This window comes from Pseudomonas sp. GW821-FHT02B10 (assembly GCF_059421865.1).
Map to the genome: position 1 here is coordinate 734,799 of NZ_JBWKVU010000001.1, position 17,714 is coordinate 752,512.

A 17,714-nucleotide genomic window follows, 5' to 3' on the forward strand; every position below is an offset into this window, starting at 1 on the left:
AAGAGGGCGTTACCGTGAACAAAATGTATGCACTGGTTTGGAACCAGGCCCTGGCATGCTGGAGTGTGGCTCATGAAGGGGCACGTCGCCGGCGCAAGTCGGGTGCGCGCAAGGGGATGGTCGTGGCGGCTGTCAGCCTGCTGGGAGCGGGCGCCATGTCCTCGGCATTCGCCCTGCCAACGGGAAATACCCATGTGTCCGGGGACGCCAATATCCTGACCTTCAACGATGGCAAGGAAATGTCGATCAACCAGAAAAGTGACAAGCTGATCACCAACTGGAACGACTTCAGCGTCAAAAAGGGTGAGAAGGTCTCCTTCCACCAGCCCACTAAAAGCTCGGTTGCACTGAACCGTGTGGTCGGAACCAATGCCAGTGATATCCAGGGCCAGATCAACGCCAACGGCCAGGTGTTCCTGGTCAACCCCAACGGCGTAGTGTTCGGCCAGGGCGCCCAGGTCAACGTAGGGGGGCTGGTGGCTTCGACCCGGGACATTGCCAATAAAGACTTCGAGGCCGGTAACTACACGTTCTCGGGCAACTCGCCGGCGGAGATCATCAACAACGGCGAGATCATTGCCGCCCAGGGCGGCAACGTGGCGCTGCTGGGCACCAATGTGCGCAACGATGGGGTGATCCAGGCGCAAATGGGCCGTGTGGCGCTGGGCGCGGGGGACAAGTTCACCGTGAACTTCGACGGCAACAACCTGCTCAACCTGCAAGTCGATGGTGCCGCAGTGGATGCCCTGGTGAAAAACGGCGGTCTGCTCAAGGCCGACGGTGGCCAAGTGCTGATGACCGCCAAGAGCGCGGGCACCATGTTGCAGACCGTGGTCAACAACCAGGGCACCATCGAGGCTAATACCCTGCGTGGCACGGCCGGCAAGATCACCCTCGATGGCGGCGACATGGGCAAGGTACTGGTGGGCGGAGCGATGGCCGCCAGCGCCATCGGCACCGTGGGTAACGGCGGTGTGATCGAGGTCAAAGGCGCGAATACTGAGGTGCAGCTGGCGACCCGGGTCAATACCCTGGCCAGCAACGGCCAGACCGGCAACTGGAAGATCACCTCGCGTGAGGTCAAGGTCAATCCGACAGCGGCATCGGGCAGCGACACCGCCTACGCCGATACCTTGTCGAACAACCTGGCGACCACCAACATCGAGCTGGCCAGCAGTGTCGGCGATGTGGTGGTGGGCGGTCCGGTTACCTGGAACAGCGGCAATCAACTGAAGCTGTCTTCCAAGCACAACATCGAGGTCAATGGCGGACTGGCCAGCACCGGTATCAAGGCTCGGGTCGAGATGAATGCCGATAAAGCCATCCGGCTCAACGGCAACGTGACCCTCAGTGGTGCCAATGCCAGCCTCGGGATGAACCATGGCAGCGGCTATGCCTTGGGTCAGAACACGAAGGTCACTCTGTCCGGTACCGGTACCTCGTTCGATTCGAACGGTGCGCTCTACGATGTCATTCAAAACACCGCCCAGCTGCAGGCGGTCAATAACAACCTCAATGGCCTGTATGTCCTGGGGACCGATATCAAGGGTTCCGGCGCCTTCAAGTCCATCGGCGGCAATATCGCGTTCTCTGGTGTCTTCGATGGCCTGGGCAATACCGTCAGCGGTTTCACGGTGACCAATACCGGGCCTATGGTTGGTCTGTTCGCCGGCAACTCGGGCAGTATCAGTAACCTGAAACTGGCCAACATGACGGTGAATGGCACTACCTCGGGAGCGGGCTTCAGCTATATCGGCGGCCTGGTGGGGTTGAACACCGGCACTCTGACCAACGTCAGCGCCACTGGCCTGCGCGTCAACGCCAACGCCTCGAATACCAACGTCGTGGGTGGTCTGGTCGGGCTCAATGCAGGCGGTGCGATCGACCGCGCATCGGTGGCGGTCAACTCCTACGTGAATGGCAACGGCTATACCACGTCGGTGGGGGGGCTGGTCGGTGAAAACGTTTCAGGTGGTGCGGGCTCCGCGAGCATTACCAACAGTTTGGCGAATGTCGCCATCGGCGGGTACCTGGCGCGCAACTTCGCAGGTGGTGCGGGCGGTCTGGTCGGTAGCAACAGGGGCGGTTATATCGCCGACTCTTCCAGCAGCGGTTCAGTCGGTAACTACTCGTGCAGTTATGTGGGCACGAATATGGGTGGGCTGATCGGTTACAACCAGGCGGGCACGGTCGAGCGGTCCAGCTCCTCGGCAACGGTACGGGGTAACAGCGCCAGCAATATTGGTGGCCTGATCGGGTTCAACACCAACAGTGCGGTCAGGGAGTCCAGCTTCAGCGGTACGGTCAACGGTTACGGCAGCGCCTCGGCAGGCGGGCTGATCGGTTACAACCAGAACAGCACGCTGAACGACGTCAAGACCAGCGGTACGGTCTACGACACCTCGGGCGCCAATGTGGGGGGGCTGGTTGGCCAGAACTTCTACGGCAAAATAGACACCGCCGAGGCACTGGCCACTGTCACCGCGGGCGCCAGCAGCAATACCGGCGGACTGATCGGCAGCAACTATGGCGGTATCGTCAGCCATGTCGTGGCCCGTGGCAAGGTCGTGGCAGGCAGCAACAGCCATGTCGGCGGGTTGATCGGCAACAACGACGGTGACCTGAGTTCGGTCGAAGCCAGTGGTGAAGTCCGGGGCGGGTCCAACAGCTTCGTCGGCGGACTGGTGGGCACCAATGGCCGCACCCTGGGCTCGACTATCGAAACCGCTACGGCCAAGGGGGCAGTCTATGGCGACCAGCGCAGCATGATTGGTGGGTTGGTGGGGCAGAACCATGGCCAGATCCTCAACTCCCTGGCCCTGGGCTCGGTAAGTGGCAGTTATTACACGAGTCTGGGCGGTCTGGTGGGATTGAACATGGGCAACGTTCGTCAATCGGTGGCCAGCGGCAAGATCAATGGCAACGGCAATTACCCAAGCTACCAGACTTACGGCGGCCTGGTCGGCGTCAATTATGGCGAGATGAAGTACAACTCGGCATTGGGCGAGGCAGCACAGGTACCGCTTTTCGGCATGAACCTGGGAATCATCCAGTAATCTTCGGCACCATCCGCTGATATCCAGGTATCGCGGGTTCCCGATACGCCATGCTGCGGCATGGTGTATCGGTTTTTCAGGATTCATCACCTCTTTCAGGATGACCCGCGATGCTGGTCATCCATGAGCAACGAAACCCGGCCGGCCAACGCGGCCGGGCTTAAGCAGAGCATGGAGAATGGCCCCATGACCCACCTATTGGCGTTGAGGCCCGCCGGCCACGTACGTCGGTTCTACCGCAGTGCCCAGGTACTGACTTGTCTGCTCCCGGGCTTGATCGGCGCGACGGCCCAGGCCGCCTTGGTGGAAAGCCAGGCGATCGACTGCTCGTTCAGTAATGGCACCGGCCGGCCCTGGGTGGAAGTGACACCATTGACCAGCACCACGCCGGTAGGCTCCGTTCTGTGGCAACGACCGGTGGCCCTGATCACCAACTACCGATATGGCGGGGTTACGGGTAACAAGGCCCATGAGCTGGTCTCTGCCGGGTATTGGACTGCGGGCACGCCATTGCCCGATGCTATCGCGCCAACCAACATCGATGGCATCGGTTTCAAGATCGCGGTGAACTCCTCGGACGGCGTCCTCAGGAATATCATCCAGACTCCCAAACCCATTGCGCTGGAAAAGAACCTGGTTCTGTTTGACCCCAGCGCAGGCCAGAACCAGCGCTCGCTGATGGTGACCAACTATCTGCAATCGCTGATCCTCACGGTGCCACCCAGCCAGTTGCCCAGCGGCGAGCTGGTGATCGACCGTGTCGCCGGCAGCTCGGGGCTGATGCTGTATGCCGTCGACCTGCTCAAGGGCGTGGCCAGCCTGGGAGGGGAGGTCACCATCCCGAGCGATAACATGCCCATCGGCATCTGCCGCAAACCCTACTCGTTGATGGGCCCCGCCATCATCAATATGGGGGGCGGGCCCGGGCCCTCCATTCCCAACAAATGCGTGGTGGAGTCGTACAGGACTATCCCGGTGAAGCTCGGGCGTTTCTCCCTGGCCGATTTTCCCAAGGTGGGTTCCACCTCGTCGCCGGTGCCGTTTCGCATCGAGCTGAGCCAGTGCGCCTTGAATGCCAGGCCGCAGATCGCCTTCACCGACAAAGTGCCCGGCCATACCGACCCGTCGGTGCTCAACCTGACGGCTTCGCCCAACAGCGCCAAGGGCTTCGGCATCATCATGATCAACGACCTGAACCAGCAGCGGATCAAGTACGACGGCACCCTCTACGACATGCAACGGGTGGTCGACAGAGCGATCATCCCGCTGCGGGCCGGCTACATCCGCACCGGCAGCGATGCCGAAGTCAAGGTCGGCGATGCCGATGGCGCGGCGGAGTTCACCTTTACCTTCCCTTGAGTCATTCAGGCTTGAATGAAGGCCCTTCGATGACGATGGACGCCATTGCGGGGCCTTTCTACACTGGGCTCCGACCTGGGGATGGAGCACACGGATGAATCGCAACGAACTGCGCAAGGCCGATATCAACCTGATGGTGGTGTTCGAAACCCTGATGCTCGAGCGCAATGTGACCCGGGCGGCGGAGAAACTGTTTCTCGGCCAGCCGACCATCAGCTCGGCGCTCAATCGCTTGCGCGCGATCTTCAACGATCCGCTGTTCATTCGCGTGGGCCACAGGATGGAGCCAACCGCCCGCGCCGAGGAGTTGATCCAGCACCTGTCGCCAGCGCTGGATGCCTTGTCCTCGGCCCTGAGCCTGACCCACGATTTCGATCCCGCCAGCAGCACCATGACCTTTCGCATCGGCCTGTCCGACGACGTCGAGTTCGGCCTGTTGCCGCCGCTGCTGCGAACCTTGCGCCAGGAAGCGCCGAAGGTGGTGTTCGTGGTGCAGCACGCGGACTACTGGCGGATCCCGGACTTGCTGGCCGCCGGCGACATCACCGTGGGCATCAGCCAGACCCGCGGGCTGCCGGCCAATGCCAAGCGCAAGCTGCTGCGGCATATCCAGCCCAGCGTGCTGCGCGCCGATGCCAGCGACACGCCACTGACCCTCGACGAATACTGTTCCCGTCCGCATGTGCTGGTGTCGCACACGGCCAATGTCAGCGGCTTTGCCGATGAATGGCTGGCCGAGATCGGTCGACAGCGCCATGTGGTGTTGTCGGTGCCGCAGTACAGTTCGCTGCCGGCCTTGCTGGCGGGGACCGACATGATCGCCAGCCTGCCGGACTACACGGCGGCGGCCATGGCGGCGTCGGGGCAGTTGTTCCAGGAGCCGTTTCCGTTCAAGACCCCGACCCTGGACCTGTCCATGGTCTGGCTCAGCCATGTCGACACCGACCCGGCCGAACGCTGGCTGCGTTCGCGGCTGGAGGCGTTCATGAGCGACCGCGACCTGGCGCCGCTCAAGGCGCGTTGAATCTCTTATCCCTTGGTAGAGGACTCAGGCAGGCGGTCGCGGGGCGTGTAGTATGGAGCGCCTTTTCACCCCCACCTTTCAGGGAGATCCGCCATGCCTCATCTGCATATGGAATACACCGCCAACCTGCCGCAACTGGATGCCGACAAGGCCTTGCTGCGGTTCAACAACGCGTTGGTGGCGTCCGGGCAGTTCGCTGAATACGACATCAAGAGCCGCGCGCGCAAGGTCGAGACGTTTCGCGTCGGCACCGGCCTCGGCGAGCGGGCGTTCGTGCATGTGAAGCTGTCGTTGCTCAGCGGGCGTTCGCCAGAGATCAAGAGGCAGCTTTCGCAAAGCCTGCTGGCGGTGCTGCAGGAACTCTGTGAATGGCCGGCTGGCGTCGAGTTGCAATTGGCGGTGGAGATCCTGGATATCGACCGCGAGTCCTACGGCAAGCTCAGCATCGGCCACTGAGCCGGAATGCGGCAGGGCCTGGATCTACAATAGGCCCTGCTGCGCGCAGACCTTGACCACCTGCTCGCGGAACCAGGTGTTGGCGCTGTCCTGGTCGGTGTGGGCGCTCCATTGCATGTCCAGGGTAAAGCCCGGCAGGCCGTTGGGCGCTTCGCAATGGCTGAACACCGCGTCGTTGGTCAGCAGCGCCTGGATGCGCCGCGGCAGGGTCAGGATGAAGTCGGTGCCGGTGATCATTTTCAGCGCCGCGCTGTAGCTGTTGGAGCGCGCGACGATCTGCCGCCGGTGGGCCTGGCGGGCCAGCCAGCCATCGACCATATTGGTGGTCGAGGTCCAGGGCGTGGGGTAGACGTGCCGCCGCTCGACGAACGACTGCAGGCTGAAACGCGGCTCCAGCGGCGGCGTCGCGCGCTTGTCGAAGACACACACCAGGTCATCCTCGAGCAGCACCTGCGACTTGAGGTCGGGGTGGTTGTGGTGAAAGTTCGGACCGAAGCAGATCACCAGGTCCAGGCTGCCGTCGCGCAGTTCCTCGGCGGGGATATCGGTTTCCAGCTTGTGCACATTGACCGACACCGGCAGGTCGGCGAAGTCGAAGCCCTTGAGCAGGCGGGGCAGGATCAGCAGTTCGAAGTATTCCGGCGCGCAGATGTTGAAGGTGACGGCCTGGCGGGTCGGGTCGAAAGCCTGGACCCCGGAATGGCACAGGTTGATGCTCTCGAGAATCTTCAGCACATGGCTGTACATGGTGCTGGCTTTGTAGGTCGGACGCATGCCGGTGCGGGTATTGATGAACAGCTCGTCCTCGAAGCCGGTGCGCAGTTTTTTCAGGCAGTAGCTGACGGTCGACTGACTCACGCACAGGGTTTCCGAGACCCCGGTCACGCTGCTTTGCTCGTACACGGCGACGAACACCATCAGGTCCTGCATATCGAGCTTTCTAAGCAAGTTACTGTTCAGCATCAGTTCCGTCTCGTTGAGCACCTCGCGCGGTCGTGCGCAAACCTGCCTGATGCTAACGGAACGATCGTCCTAATTGAATCCTTGCCCCGGGGTTTCACGGATAGCGAAGGGACAATTAATTCCGAGAACACGACCTGTGCAGTATGGCGCGGCGCGTAGCGGCTTGTCCCTTGGTGTTGCGTCTTCAACCGGGCACCGGGACTGGCCGGCGGCTGCCGAGGATCAGGGCGAGCATGCCCAGGCCCACCAGCAGCGCGCCGAGCAGCTCGCTCGGCAAGGGATGCCGGCCCAGCCCGAACCAGTGGAAGAGGGTGATGAACAGGGTGCTCAGGTAGATGTAGGAAATGACCGTGGCCGGTGCGATCACCCCGATGGCCCGGTGCAGCAGCCAAAAAGTCGCCAGGGTGGCGAACAAGGCCAGGTACAGCAGCCACAGGCCGTCGTCGAGGGTCAACAGCATGGCGCTGCGCCAACCACCGCCCGGCAGGCAGAAGGCGAACAGGAACAGCGCGCCGAACAGCATGTTCCAGAAGGTCATGGCGGCCGGGCTGCGATCTTTCAGGCTGGTGGCTTTGAGCCGTTGGCTCAGCGGCGAATAACCGGCCATGGCCAGGCAACCGACCCCATACACGCCGACCGCGTAGAGCGACGGCATGCCCTCGGGGCCCGAGCCCCTGAAGGTCAGCAGCATGGCCCCGGCGGCCGCCAGCAGCATCGACAACAGGCGGTTTTTTGCTGGGTCGCCGCGCAGCAGGACACTCTCGAACAGCAGGGTCAGCAGCGGTACCAGGGCGAACAGGATGCCGGTATTGACCGCCGAGGTATGCCGCAGCGCCTCGAACAGCGAAGCGAAATAGATCGCCAGCAGCAACCCAAGCATGGCATGCGCCCGCAGCCCGGCGCGGTTGATCCGGAACGCGCCGTTGAGCCACAGCGCCGGCACGAACATCAAGGCCGACAGCAGCAGGCGCAGGCCCGTCAGCAACAGCGGGTCGACGGCCTGGCTGACCTGGGCCGCGGCAAAAAACGAGGCGGCGATCAGCACCGCCCACAGCAGCATGCCGAGATGGGCGTTGAGCAAGCTGACGGGTTTCATGAGCGCGTTCCCCGGGTCATTGGAAGTGGCGGTGGTAATGCCGCGGATCGAAGCGCAGGACCATCAGGATCATCAGCGCCATGACCGCGGTCAGCGACCACCAGGCCCACTCGAAACTGCCCAGGCGGTCGCGGATGATCCCGGCGAGCAGCGGCGACAGGCCGGCGATCAGGTAGCCGATGCCTTGCACGAAGGCCGTCAGGCCACCGGCACGCCGCGGATTGTCCAGATGGTCGAGGGACACGATCAGGCTCATGGGAAACAACCCGCCGATACCCAGGCCGAGCAGGCACGGCCAGAGCAGGCTCAGGTGCCGGGGGCTGAGGATCAGCCCGCAGAAGCCGGCGATGATCAGCACCAGCAAGGCCACCAGCACCCGGCGACGGTCCTGGCTGCGATTGGCGATGGCCGGCGTCACCAGGCCCGAGACCACTTCCATGGCGGTGAGAAACCCCAGCAGCAGGCCGGCGTCCTGTTCGCTCCAGCCCTGTTCCACGTAATAGGGGGCCAGCCACGCCAGGACGCAGGTGTAGGACGCCGTGCCCAGGCCGAAGAAGATCGCCAGCAGCCAGGCGCGACGGTTGCCGGCAAAAGATTCGTGGTGCGTCGCGGCGCCCGGCAGTTTCGGCATGGCCGCCCGTTGCGCGTACCAGAACAGCAGCGCCAGGACCGCCAGCGCCGCCCAGATCGCCAGGCCCAGCCGCCAGCTGCCGGTGCGGCTCATCACCAGCGGGGCAAAGGACGCCGCGACCGCCGCGCCCCCCATGATCGAGGTGACGTACAGGCCCATGAACAGCGAGACATTGTCGGGAAAGCGCGACTTGATCAGTGCCGGCATCAGCGACTGGATCAGGGCGATGCCGAGGCCGGCGAGCACGGCACTGAGGATCAGTTCGGCGGCCGAATCGAGGAACAGCCGCGACAGGGTGGCCAGGCCAATGACCAGCAGCGAAATCACCACGCTGCGGTGGTCGCCCAGGCGCTGGCCGATGCGCATGCCGAAGAACATCGCCAGGCCCATGGCCATGACTGGCAGCATGGTCAGCAGCGCGGCGCCGCTGAAGCTCAGGGCGATATCGCCACGAATCCCGGACAGCAAGGGGCCGACGGCGGCCATCGACGGCCGCAGGTTCAAGGCCACCAGCGTCACGCTGAGCATCAGCCAGAACACGGGGCGGGTTGTCGCGCGAACGTTTTCCATAACCAGACCTTGAACAATTCAGGCGCTGATTAGGCGGGGAGGGGCGTGGCCGGAGCAAATCAGAAAGTGTGCAGGACTATCTAGAAATCAAATAACACCTGTAGCCGCTGCCGCAGGCTGCGCTGGGCTGCGAAGCAGCCCCCAAACCTGCGCCCGCGGTCTGCCGCAAGCACCACGTTGCCCGGGCCAGTCCTGCGGCCTGGATCGCAGCCTGCGGCAGTGGCTACAGAGGCCCGCGACGGTGCGCGGGCCTCGGGCGATCAGAACGGCTTGGTCGGCAGGTACTTGCCATCCAGGGTGATCACCGCGCGGGAACCGCCCTCCGGGTCTTCGACTTTCTTGATGTCGAGCTTGAAGTTGATGGCGCTGATGATGCCGTCGCCGAACTGCTCGTGGACCAGCGCCTTGAGGGTCGAACCGTAGACCTGGAGCATTTCATAGAAGCGGTACACGGTCGGGTCGGTGGGGATGCCGCCGGGGATGCTGCCGCGCGACGGGATGCTTTGCAGCAGGCGGCTGGCGTCCTGGTCCAGGTCGAGCTTGCTGCAGACCAGGTCGGCGGCCGCGGCCGGCAAGGCATGCTGGCCGAGCAGGGCGGCGGTGACGAACGCCAGGCTCAGGCCCGTGCCGTCGGTGAGCTGTTGCCACGACAGATTCTTGCGCGCCTTGGCGTCGATGATGGTGTCGGCCAGGGCCAGGCGTGGGGCTTGGGCGAATTGGGATTGCAGCATGTCGAGTTCCTCGTTGGGATGGTGAAACGGTTGTTGAACGAGTCGTTGAAAAAGGGTCGTTGAAAAGAGAGCGTTCAAGCCGCGTGTCGCGGTTTACCGACCAAGGCGCAGGCGTCGGGGTGTTCAGCCAGGGACACGAAGCCCTGGCTCGGGCCATCCAGCGCGGCAATGGCGCCGCTGGCGATGTCATAGACCCAGCCATGCAGGTTCAGCCGGCCCTGCTCCAGGGCCAGGGCGACCGCGGGATGGGTCTTCAGGTTAGCCAACTGGGCGATCACGTTTTCCCGCACCAGGGCATCCAGGCGTGCTTCGTCCGAGGCATGGCTGCGGGCGGCATTGACCACCTTGGCCGACTCGGCATGGCGCAGCCAGTTGGCCACCGCCGGCAGATGGTCCAGGCATTTGCAGGTGGAGATGGCGGTCATGGCGCCGCAGTCCGAATGCCCGCAGATCACGATGTCGCTGACCCCGAGCACGGCCACCGCGTACTCCACCGTGGCCGACACACCGCCCGGTTCCGGCCCGTAGGAGGGCACGATATTGCCGGCGTTGCGGATCACGAACAGATCGCCTGGCTCCTGCTGGGTCAGCAGTTCCGGCACTACCCGGCTGTCGGAGCAGGTGACGAACAGGGTGCCGGGGTTCTGGGTGGTGGCCAGTTGCTTGAACAGCTCGCTGCGTTTCGGGAAGGCTTCGCGCTGGAACTTGAGAAAGCCGTCGATGATGTGCCGCATGGTGGTTCTCCTTGCATCGCTGATGGCGCAAGGATGGGAAATTTCAGCTATAGCGTCCAAGACTGGCTTGTTATGCTGGCCATAAGTACTGCCTATAGTTGGCGGTCCTGGCCTGGAGACACCATGCTGCTACGTCATATCCGTTACCTGCTGGCCGTCGCCGAGCACGGCAACTTCACCCGCGCCGCCGAAGCCTTGCACGTGTCCCAGCCGACGCTGTCGCAACAGATCAGGCAACTGGAGGACAGCCTCGGCACGCTGCTGTTCGACCGCTCGGGGCGCACCGTGCGCCTGACCGACGCCGGCGAGGCCTATGTGCGTTATGCGCGGCTGGCCCTGCAGGATCTGGAGGCCGCCAGGCGCGCCATGCATGACGTGCAGGATCTGCGGCGCGGCTCGTTGCGCCTGGGCATGACCCCGACGTTCATCACGTACCTGGCGGGGCCGCTGCTGACCCGTTTCAACCAGCGGTATCCGGGGATCGCCCTGAGCCTCGAAGAGATGACCCAGGACCGACTGGAAGCGGCCCTGGCCGAAGACCGCCTGGACCTGGGCATTGCCTTTGCCGGGCAGCACCTGCCGGATATCGACAGCCAGCTGTTGTTCGAGGAGAGCCTGAGCCTGATGGTCAGCCGCGAGCAGCAGCCCGAGCTACCGCGGGAACTGACGGCGGCCGAGCTGGAGCGGCAGCCGCTGGTGCTGCTCAGCGGCGATTTCGCCACCCGCCAGCATATCGACCGTTATTGCCGCGAGCAGGGCATGACGCCGCGCATCGCCATCGAAGCCAACTCCATCGGCGCCATTGTCGAAATCGTTCGCCGCGGACAACTGGCGACCATCCTGCCGCTGGCCATCACCCAGGAGCAGCCGGGCCTGAGGCCGGTGATCCTGCAACCGCCCCTGGCGCCCCGCAGCGTGGCGCTGCTGGGGCGCAAGGGCGCTTATCGCAGCGCCGCGTGCCAGGCTTTTCGCGAGCTGCTGACGACAGCTTTTCGCGAGCGGCTGACGGCTCAGGGCGTGGGTGCCGCCAGCCACTGATTGACCACGCCGCTGTAGAAACCGGTGGCCTTGCTCAGGTGCAGCCACTGGTCGACATAGCTTTTCCAGGCGACGTCGTCCCGTGGCAACAGGAAGGCTTTTTCACTGTATTGCAGGTACTGCTCGGGGTTCACCGCACACAGCCCCGGCTTGAGTTTCTGCTGGAAGCGCGCTTCGGAAGCGTCGGTGATCATCACGTCGGCCTTGTTCTCCAGCAGTTGCTCGAAAATGGTCACGTTGTCGGCGAACAGGGTCAGGCTGGCCTTGGGCAGGTGGGCCCTGGCGAAGACTTCATTGGTGCCTCCCGGCGGTTCGATCAGGCGCACCGAAGGCTGGTTGATCTGCTCGACGGTCTGGTAGCGCTGCTTGTCGGCGCACCGCACCAGGGGGATTTTCCCGTCGACGCCCAGTGTGTCGCTGAAGAAGGCTTTCTTCTGTCGCTCCAGGGACACGGAAATACCGCCCACGGCGATGTCGCACTGATTCGCCAGGAAGTCCGGCATCAGGGTTTTCCAGGTGGTCTTCACCCACTTCACCTCGACCCCCAGGCTTTGCGCCAGGGACTGCGCCATCGAAATGTCGATGCCTTCGTAGGCACCGTCCGCGCGCAGGTAGGTGTAGGGCTTGTAGTCGCCGGTGGTGCAGACGTTCAGGTGTCCGCGTTCGATGACCTGATCCAGGTGCGAGGTGCTTGGCGCGGCAAAGGCCGGGGCGCTGAGGCTCAGCAGCGAGCAGAGCAGAAGGCGTGCTTTCATGCGGTCGATCCTTGATGACGAGGGAGTGGCCGAGGGCGGCTCATTATTTGCGCCGGGCTCGAACGGGGCAAGGCGCATCGCTTGCCAGGGCGCTGCGGATTGTTTTCGCCGAAAAAGTTTTGGCAAAGGGCCATGCCAACTATTTGTTGGCTTCTTTTTCACGAAACGTTGATGGTCGGCTACCTAAAGTTCGTGCTGTCGTGGGCAGTCATTGAATAACGGGCATGTTGACGACGCACTTCTTTCAAGGAACACGCCGATCATCATGCTGAACATCAAGCCCCTGCGTCCCGAATGGGTGACGTTGATTGCCTGCGCCTTTTTATTGCTTGGCTGCAACTTTGTGCTCTGGCAGCACCTGTTTAGCATTACCGCCTCGGACACCCGCGGCATCGCCATACGCGTGGCTTTCGGGGTGATGATCTTCTGTGCCTTCAACCTTATCCTGACCTGGCTGGCGTTTCGCCGGATACTTAAGCCGGTGCTGGTTTTATTGTTTATGGTCAGTGCCGGCGTGGCTTATTTCATGAGCCAGTACGGAGTGCTGATAGATGCCGGAATGTTTCGCAACTTCGCCGAAACCAATGCAACGGAAGTGCGTGACTTACTCTCCCTGAAGTTGCTTGTTTATATTCTTTTTCTGGGTGTATTGCCTTCCTGGTTATTGTGGAAAGCCCCGATCAATTATCGTCGCTGGCACCGCGAGTTATTGAGCAAGTTGCTGGTTTCCGTTATATGCGCGGCGGCCATTGGCGGGGTCGCCCTGGCCAACTATCAGGGGCTGGCCTCGCTGTTTCGCAATCACCATGAATTGCGCCTGATGATAGTGCCGAGCAACTACGTGGGCGCTTCCTTTGGTTATCTGCGTGAGCAAGTGGTCTCGGCGCGCCAGCCCTTCGTCAAGATCGGTGAAGATGCCCAGCGCAATCCGACCTGGCAAAACCACGCGCGCAAGTCGCTGACGGTGCTGGTGGTCGGCGAAAGTGCCCGGGCCGAGAACTTCGGCGTGCTGGGCTACGAGCGCGACACCACGCCGAAACTCAGCCAGGAAAACGGCCTGATCGCCTTTACCGATGTGTCGTCCTGCGGCACCGAGACCGCGGTCTCGGTGCCCTGCATGTTCTCCAACATGGGGCGCAAGAACTACGACGCCAGCAAGGCGAAGAACGAGGAAGGGCTGCTGGATGTGCTCAAGCGCGCCGGGCTCGAGGTGATCTGGCGGGACAACCAGTCCGGCTGCAAGGGCACCTGCGACCGGGTGACCCTCGATGACGTCAGCAAACTCAAGGACCCGGCGCTCTGTGCCAACAGCGAATGCCGCGACGAGATCCTGCTCCAGGGCCTGCAGCATTTCATCGATACCCTGGACAAGGACACCGTGCTGGTCCTGCACCAGATGGGTAGCCACGGGCCGGAATACTTCAAGCGCTACCCCAAGCAATACGAGCGCTTCACCCCGGTGTGCCAGAGCAACGCCCTGAACAATTGCAGCCGCGAGAGCATCGTCAACGGCTACGACAATACGCTGCTGTACACCGACCACGTGCTGGCGACCCTGATCGACCTGTTGCGCAGCAACCAGGACAAGGTCGATACCGCCATGCTCTACCTGTCGGATCACGGCGAGTCCCTGGGCGAATACAACCTGTTCCTGCATGGCACGCCCTACATGCTCGCGCCGTCGCAGCAGAAACACGTGGCGATGCTGGCCTGGTTCTCGGACAGCTATCAGAAGGCCTTCTCGGTGGACACCCATTGCCTGCAACTGAGCCGGGAAAAACCGCTGAGCCAGGACAACCTGTTCCACTCGATGCTCGGTCTGCTGGAGGTCGACAGCCGGGTCTACCAGCCCGACCTGGATCTGTTCGCCGGCTGCCGGGGCAGCGTGGTCGACGGCGTGCTGGCGCGGCAATGAAGCCGTGATCGGCGTTCGACCTTTTTTTCACGATCGGGGCGGTAACCTGTTTTTCATCCAAGACTTACAAGAGCCAGCAGATCCATGTCCGCGCACCCTCCATCCCCCCTCGAGCTCGAGTTCGCCAGGCGTTATGACCAGGCGCATGCGCGCGTCTGTGGCGACGAGCGCCCGCTCGGGCTAGGGCGGCGCCTGTCGTTGTGGCGCGACGAGTGGCTGGTTCGCCGCGCGTTGAAGGTGGCGGGCGAGCCGGGGCTGATTCTCGATCTTGCGTGCGGCGCGGGGCGTTTCTGGCCGGTGCTGGGCGAGCACAGTAATCGGGTGATCCTGGCGGCGGACCCGTCCCAGGACATGCTCAACCACGCCCAGACCCACCACCCGGCGAGCCTGCTCAGGCGGGTCAGGACTTTCCAGAGTTCGTCGTTCAGCATCGGCCTGTCGGCCAACGCGGTGGACTGCATCGTCTGCCTGCAACTGTTCCCCCATGTCGCCAGCAGCGAGGCGCGCCTGGCGTTGCTGGGCGAATTCCATCGGGTCAGTCGCGACTCGGTGATCCTCGCGGTGCGCATCGACAGTCGTTTGAAAGTCATGCGCGACCGGCTGGAGGGCTACGACACCCTGCAATTGCAGCGTGCTCCACGCATGGACGTCAGCCGGGCGAGGGTCGAGGCCGAGTTCAAGGACGCGGGGTTCGAAGTGCTCAGCCACCAGGATTTCATTCCCGGCTGTGCCGCCTGGCGGGTTTACGTTCTGCGCAAACAGGGGTAGCCGACGGCGTTCGGACTATTCTTGTGGCCCGGGCGCCGATTTCGCGCAGGCTCTTGTCGAGTGAATGCTCAGAAATCGCCAAGGGCGATATATACTGCGCGCCATTCTTCAAGGGAGAGCCGTGTGGCCATCGATATTCACTGGATTCGCGACAACGATAGCCTCGGTCAATTCTGCACCGAGTGGCAGAAGCTGCCATTCGTCGCCCTCGACACCGAATTCATGCGGGTCGACACCTTCTATCCGATCGCCGGCCTGTTGCAGGTCGGCGATGGCCAGCGCGCTTACCTCATCGACCCCTTGACCATCGACGACTGGCAGCCGCTGGCGGCCTTGCTGGAGAACAGCGCGGTGGTCAAGGTGGTGCACGCCTGCAGCGAGGACCTCGAGGTCCTGCTGCGCCTGACCGGCAGCCTGCCGACACCGTTGTTCGACACGCAACTGGCGGCCGCCTACCTGAACCTGGGTTTCTCCATGGGCTACTCGCGGCTGGTCCAGGAAGTGCTGGGCATCGAGTTGCCCAAGGGCGAGACCCGCTCCGACTGGCTGCAACGCCCGCTGTCGGAAACCCAGGTCAGCTACGCAGCCGAAGACGCCGTGCACCTGGCCGAGGTCTTCACCCGGCTGCGGCCGAAACTGTCCGAGGACAAATACAACTGGGTGCTGGAAGACGGCGCCGAGCTGGTGGCCAACCTGCGCCGCGAAGTCGATCCCTATGAGGTCTACCGCGAGGCCAAGCTGGCCTGGAAACTGTCCCGCGCGCAACTGGCGGTGCTGCGTGAACTCTGCGCCTGGCGCGAGCGTGAGGCACGGGCACGGGACCTGCCGCGCAACCGGATCGTGCGCGAGCACTCGCTGTGGCCGTTGGCCAAGAGCCAGCCGGACAACCTCGGCGCCCTGGCGAAAATCGAAGACATGCACCCGCGCACCGTGCGTCAGGACGGCGAGTTCCTGCTGGGCCTGATCAAGCGTGCCGCCAGCGTCAGCCCCGACCAGTGGCCGCCGGCCGTCCCCGAGCCGTTGCCGATGGAAGCCTCGGCCCTGCTCAAGCGCCTACGCGCCGTGGGCCAGGCCGAAGCCGAGCGCCTGGGCATCGCCCCGGAACTGATGCTGCGCAAGAAAACCCTGGAAAGCCTGCTCAAGAGCGGCTTCCCCAACGGACCCTACCAATTGCCCGATTCGCTGCGTGGCTGGCGCCGCGAATTGATGGGCCAGGCGCTGCTCGACAGCCTGGCCACCGCCGGAGAACAGCCATGAAACGTATCTGCTCGATCTACAAAAGCCCGCGCAAGAACGAGATGTACCTCTACGTGCTCAAGAGCGATGCCCTGGAGCGCGTGCCGGAAAACCTGCTGGCGGCGTTCGGCAAGCCGCAGCACGCCTTCGACCTGGTGCTGAGCCCGGAGCGCAAGCTGTCGCGCGAGGACATCCACCAGGTGCTGGAAAACCTTGAGAAGCAGGGTTACCACCTGCAGATGCCACCAGCCGAGGACGAGTACATCGAGCACTTGCCCGAAGAGCTGCTGCGCCGTAATGATCCGGTCTGACGGACACCTGTAGAGGCCCTGTCCGGGGCATCGTTGAAAATGGAACTGATTCTATCTGGCGGCTGCCGCGATCGATGGAGCGATACTCCGTCGGTGGCTGCCTGCACCGTTTTGTAAGGTTTGAACCATGCGCGTTCTGATTGCCGAACACGATCACGCTATTTATGCCCGTTTGTTGCGTCAGCTGGCACCTGACCTGGAAGTGCTCACCAGCGGCGATTCCGCCGAGCTGTCGAAGCTGGCCGCGGACTGCCCGGTCTGGCTCGGCCAGCCGGACCTGCTGGCCACCCTGTTGCGCCAGGGCCACCAGCCGCAGTGGCTGCAATCGACCTGGGCCGGCATCACGCCGCTGCTCGCCGACGGCCTGCCACGCCATTACCGGCTGACCCGCGCCGTGGGGATCTTCGGCCAGGTCATGGCCGAATACGTGCTCACCTACATGCTCGGCCACGAGCGCGAAGTCCTCGCGCGCCTGGTCAGCCAGGTCGAGCGCAAGTGGGATAACCGCACGGGCCAGAGCCTGGCCGGGCGCAAGGTGTTGATCGTCGGCGCGGGCGATATCGGCCAGAGCGTGGCGCAGTTCCTGCTGCCATTCGGCGTCGAGCTGTACGGCATCGCCAGCGAAGCCCGGGAGCAGGCGCCGTTTGTCGAAGTCGCGGCCTTGGCGGAGCTGGGACGTTTGGTCGGTGAGGTGGATTATGTGGTCAACCTGCTGCCCAACACCCCGCACACCCATGACCTGTACGACGCAGCGCTGTTCAAGCGCTTCAAGCCGACCGGCCTGTTCATCAACGTCGGTCGCGGGGTCGCGGTGGTCGATGCGGATCTGGTGGAAGCCTTGAAGGAAGGGCATTTGGCGGGGGCGGTGATCGACGTCTGCCGTCAGGAACCGCTGCCGCAGCGCCATCCGTTCTGGACCGCCTGGGGCCTGCTGCTGACCGGCCACAGCTCGGCGCCGACCTCGCCGACCCTGATGGCGCAGTTGTTCATCGACAACCTGCGGGCCTATCAGGCCGACACGGCGTTGCGTGGGGAAGTGGATTTCACCCGCGGGTATTGAGGGGAATCACA

General features: G+C 63.2%; 16 protein-coding genes. 10 read left to right on the forward strand and 6 right to left on the reverse strand.

Annotated elements, in window-relative coordinates; translation table 11 throughout:
• The first annotated feature begins 14 nt into the window (after positions 1-14).
• From AC07VU_RS03420 to AC07VU_RS03435, 4 genes are all read left to right on the forward strand, one after another.
• Positions 15-3,056 carry a two-partner secretion domain-containing protein gene (locus AC07VU_RS03420; RefSeq protein ID WP_274305810.1) on the forward strand — a complete coding sequence of 1,014 codons (3,042 nt, stop codon included), beginning with the start codon at positions 15-17 and terminating at the stop codon, positions 3,054-3,056.
• Between the two features lie 186 nt (positions 3,057-3,242).
• Positions 3,243-4,415: a fimbrial protein gene (locus AC07VU_RS03425; RefSeq protein ID WP_274305811.1), complete on the forward strand. Its 1,173-nt coding sequence runs from the start codon at positions 3,243-3,245 to the stop codon at positions 4,413-4,415.
• Between the two features lie 94 nt (positions 4,416-4,509).
• Positions 4,510-5,439, forward strand: coding sequence for a LysR substrate-binding domain-containing protein (locus AC07VU_RS03430; RefSeq protein ID WP_007928849.1), 930 nt, complete (start codon positions 4,510-4,512; stop codon positions 5,437-5,439).
• A 93-nt stretch (positions 5,440-5,532) separates the two neighbouring features.
• Entirely contained in the window at positions 5,533-5,895 is a 363-nt protein-coding gene (locus AC07VU_RS03435; protein WP_274305812.1) for a 5-carboxymethyl-2-hydroxymuconate Delta-isomerase, read from the forward strand.
• 24 nt (positions 5,896-5,919) lie between these two features.
• Here the strand turns inward: AC07VU_RS03435 and AC07VU_RS03440 are convergent, their stop codons facing one another.
• From AC07VU_RS03440 to AC07VU_RS03460, 5 genes are all read right to left on the reverse strand, one after another.
• The gene (locus AC07VU_RS03440) at positions 5,920-6,858 is read right to left on the reverse strand and encodes a LysR family transcriptional regulator (RefSeq protein WP_495029516.1); all 939 of its coding nucleotides are present in this window, start codon (positions 6,856-6,858) and stop codon (positions 5,920-5,922) included.
• A 184-nt stretch (positions 6,859-7,042) separates the two neighbouring features.
• Entirely contained in the window at positions 7,043-7,954 is a 912-nt protein-coding gene (locus tag AC07VU_RS03445) for a DMT family transporter (protein ID WP_495029517.1), read from the reverse strand.
• 16 nt (positions 7,955-7,970) lie between these two features.
• Positions 7,971-9,155: a cyanate transporter gene (locus AC07VU_RS03450; protein WP_495029518.1), complete on the reverse strand. Its 1,185-nt coding sequence runs from the start codon at positions 9,153-9,155 to the stop codon at positions 7,971-7,973.
• Positions 9,156-9,415: 260 nt separating this feature from the next.
• Complete coding sequence (gene cynS / locus AC07VU_RS03455) at positions 9,416-9,886, reverse strand: cyanase (protein ID WP_009042607.1); 471 nt, start codon at positions 9,884-9,886, stop codon at positions 9,416-9,418.
• 74 nt (positions 9,887-9,960) lie between these two features.
• Positions 9,961-10,620: a carbonic anhydrase gene (locus tag AC07VU_RS03460; RefSeq protein ID WP_007926930.1), complete on the reverse strand. Its 660-nt coding sequence runs from the start codon at positions 10,618-10,620 to the stop codon at positions 9,961-9,963.
• Between the two features lie 123 nt (positions 10,621-10,743).
• Between AC07VU_RS03460 and cynR the strand changes: the two genes are divergently transcribed.
• The gene (cynR, locus tag AC07VU_RS03465) at positions 10,744-11,658 is read left to right on the forward strand and encodes a transcriptional regulator CynR (protein ID WP_495029519.1); all 915 of its coding nucleotides are present in this window, start codon (positions 10,744-10,746) and stop codon (positions 11,656-11,658) included.
• Here cynR and AC07VU_RS03470 read toward each other — a convergent pair.
• Complete coding sequence (locus AC07VU_RS03470; RefSeq protein ID WP_495029520.1) at positions 11,631-12,413, reverse strand: transporter substrate-binding domain-containing protein; 783 nt, start codon at positions 12,411-12,413, stop codon at positions 11,631-11,633. The two genes, cynR and AC07VU_RS03470, sit on opposite strands and share 28 nt — an antisense overlap.
• Positions 12,414-12,678: 265 nt before the next feature.
• Here AC07VU_RS03470 and AC07VU_RS03475 point away from each other — a divergent pair, with 265 nt between their 5' ends.
• The 5 genes from AC07VU_RS03475 to AC07VU_RS03495 all read left to right on the forward strand — a co-directional run bounded on the left by AC07VU_RS03475 (position 12,679) and on the right by AC07VU_RS03495 (position 17,703).
• Entirely contained in the window at positions 12,679-14,328 is a 1,650-nt protein-coding gene (locus AC07VU_RS03475) for a phosphoethanolamine transferase (RefSeq protein ID WP_495029521.1), read from the forward strand.
• 84 nt (positions 14,329-14,412) lie between these two features.
• Positions 14,413-15,096, forward strand: coding sequence for a class I SAM-dependent methyltransferase (locus AC07VU_RS03480; RefSeq protein WP_495029522.1), 684 nt, complete (start codon positions 14,413-14,415; stop codon positions 15,094-15,096).
• Positions 15,097-15,219: 123 nt separating this feature from the next.
• Positions 15,220-16,353, forward strand: a complete 1,134-nt coding sequence (gene rnd / locus AC07VU_RS03485; protein WP_495029523.1) for a ribonuclease D — start codon at positions 15,220-15,222, stop codon at positions 16,351-16,353.
• Positions 16,350-16,643, forward strand: coding sequence for a YcgL domain-containing protein (locus AC07VU_RS03490; protein ID WP_007926915.1), 294 nt, complete (start codon positions 16,350-16,352; stop codon positions 16,641-16,643). The genes rnd and AC07VU_RS03490 overlap by 4 nt, the downstream gene beginning before the upstream one ends.
• Positions 16,644-16,770: 127 nt before the next feature.
• On the forward strand, positions 16,771-17,703 hold the full coding sequence (locus AC07VU_RS03495; RefSeq protein ID WP_062823327.1) for a D-2-hydroxyacid dehydrogenase: 933 nt from the start codon (positions 16,771-16,773) through the stop codon (positions 17,701-17,703).
• Positions 17,704-17,714: the final 11 nt, after the last annotated feature.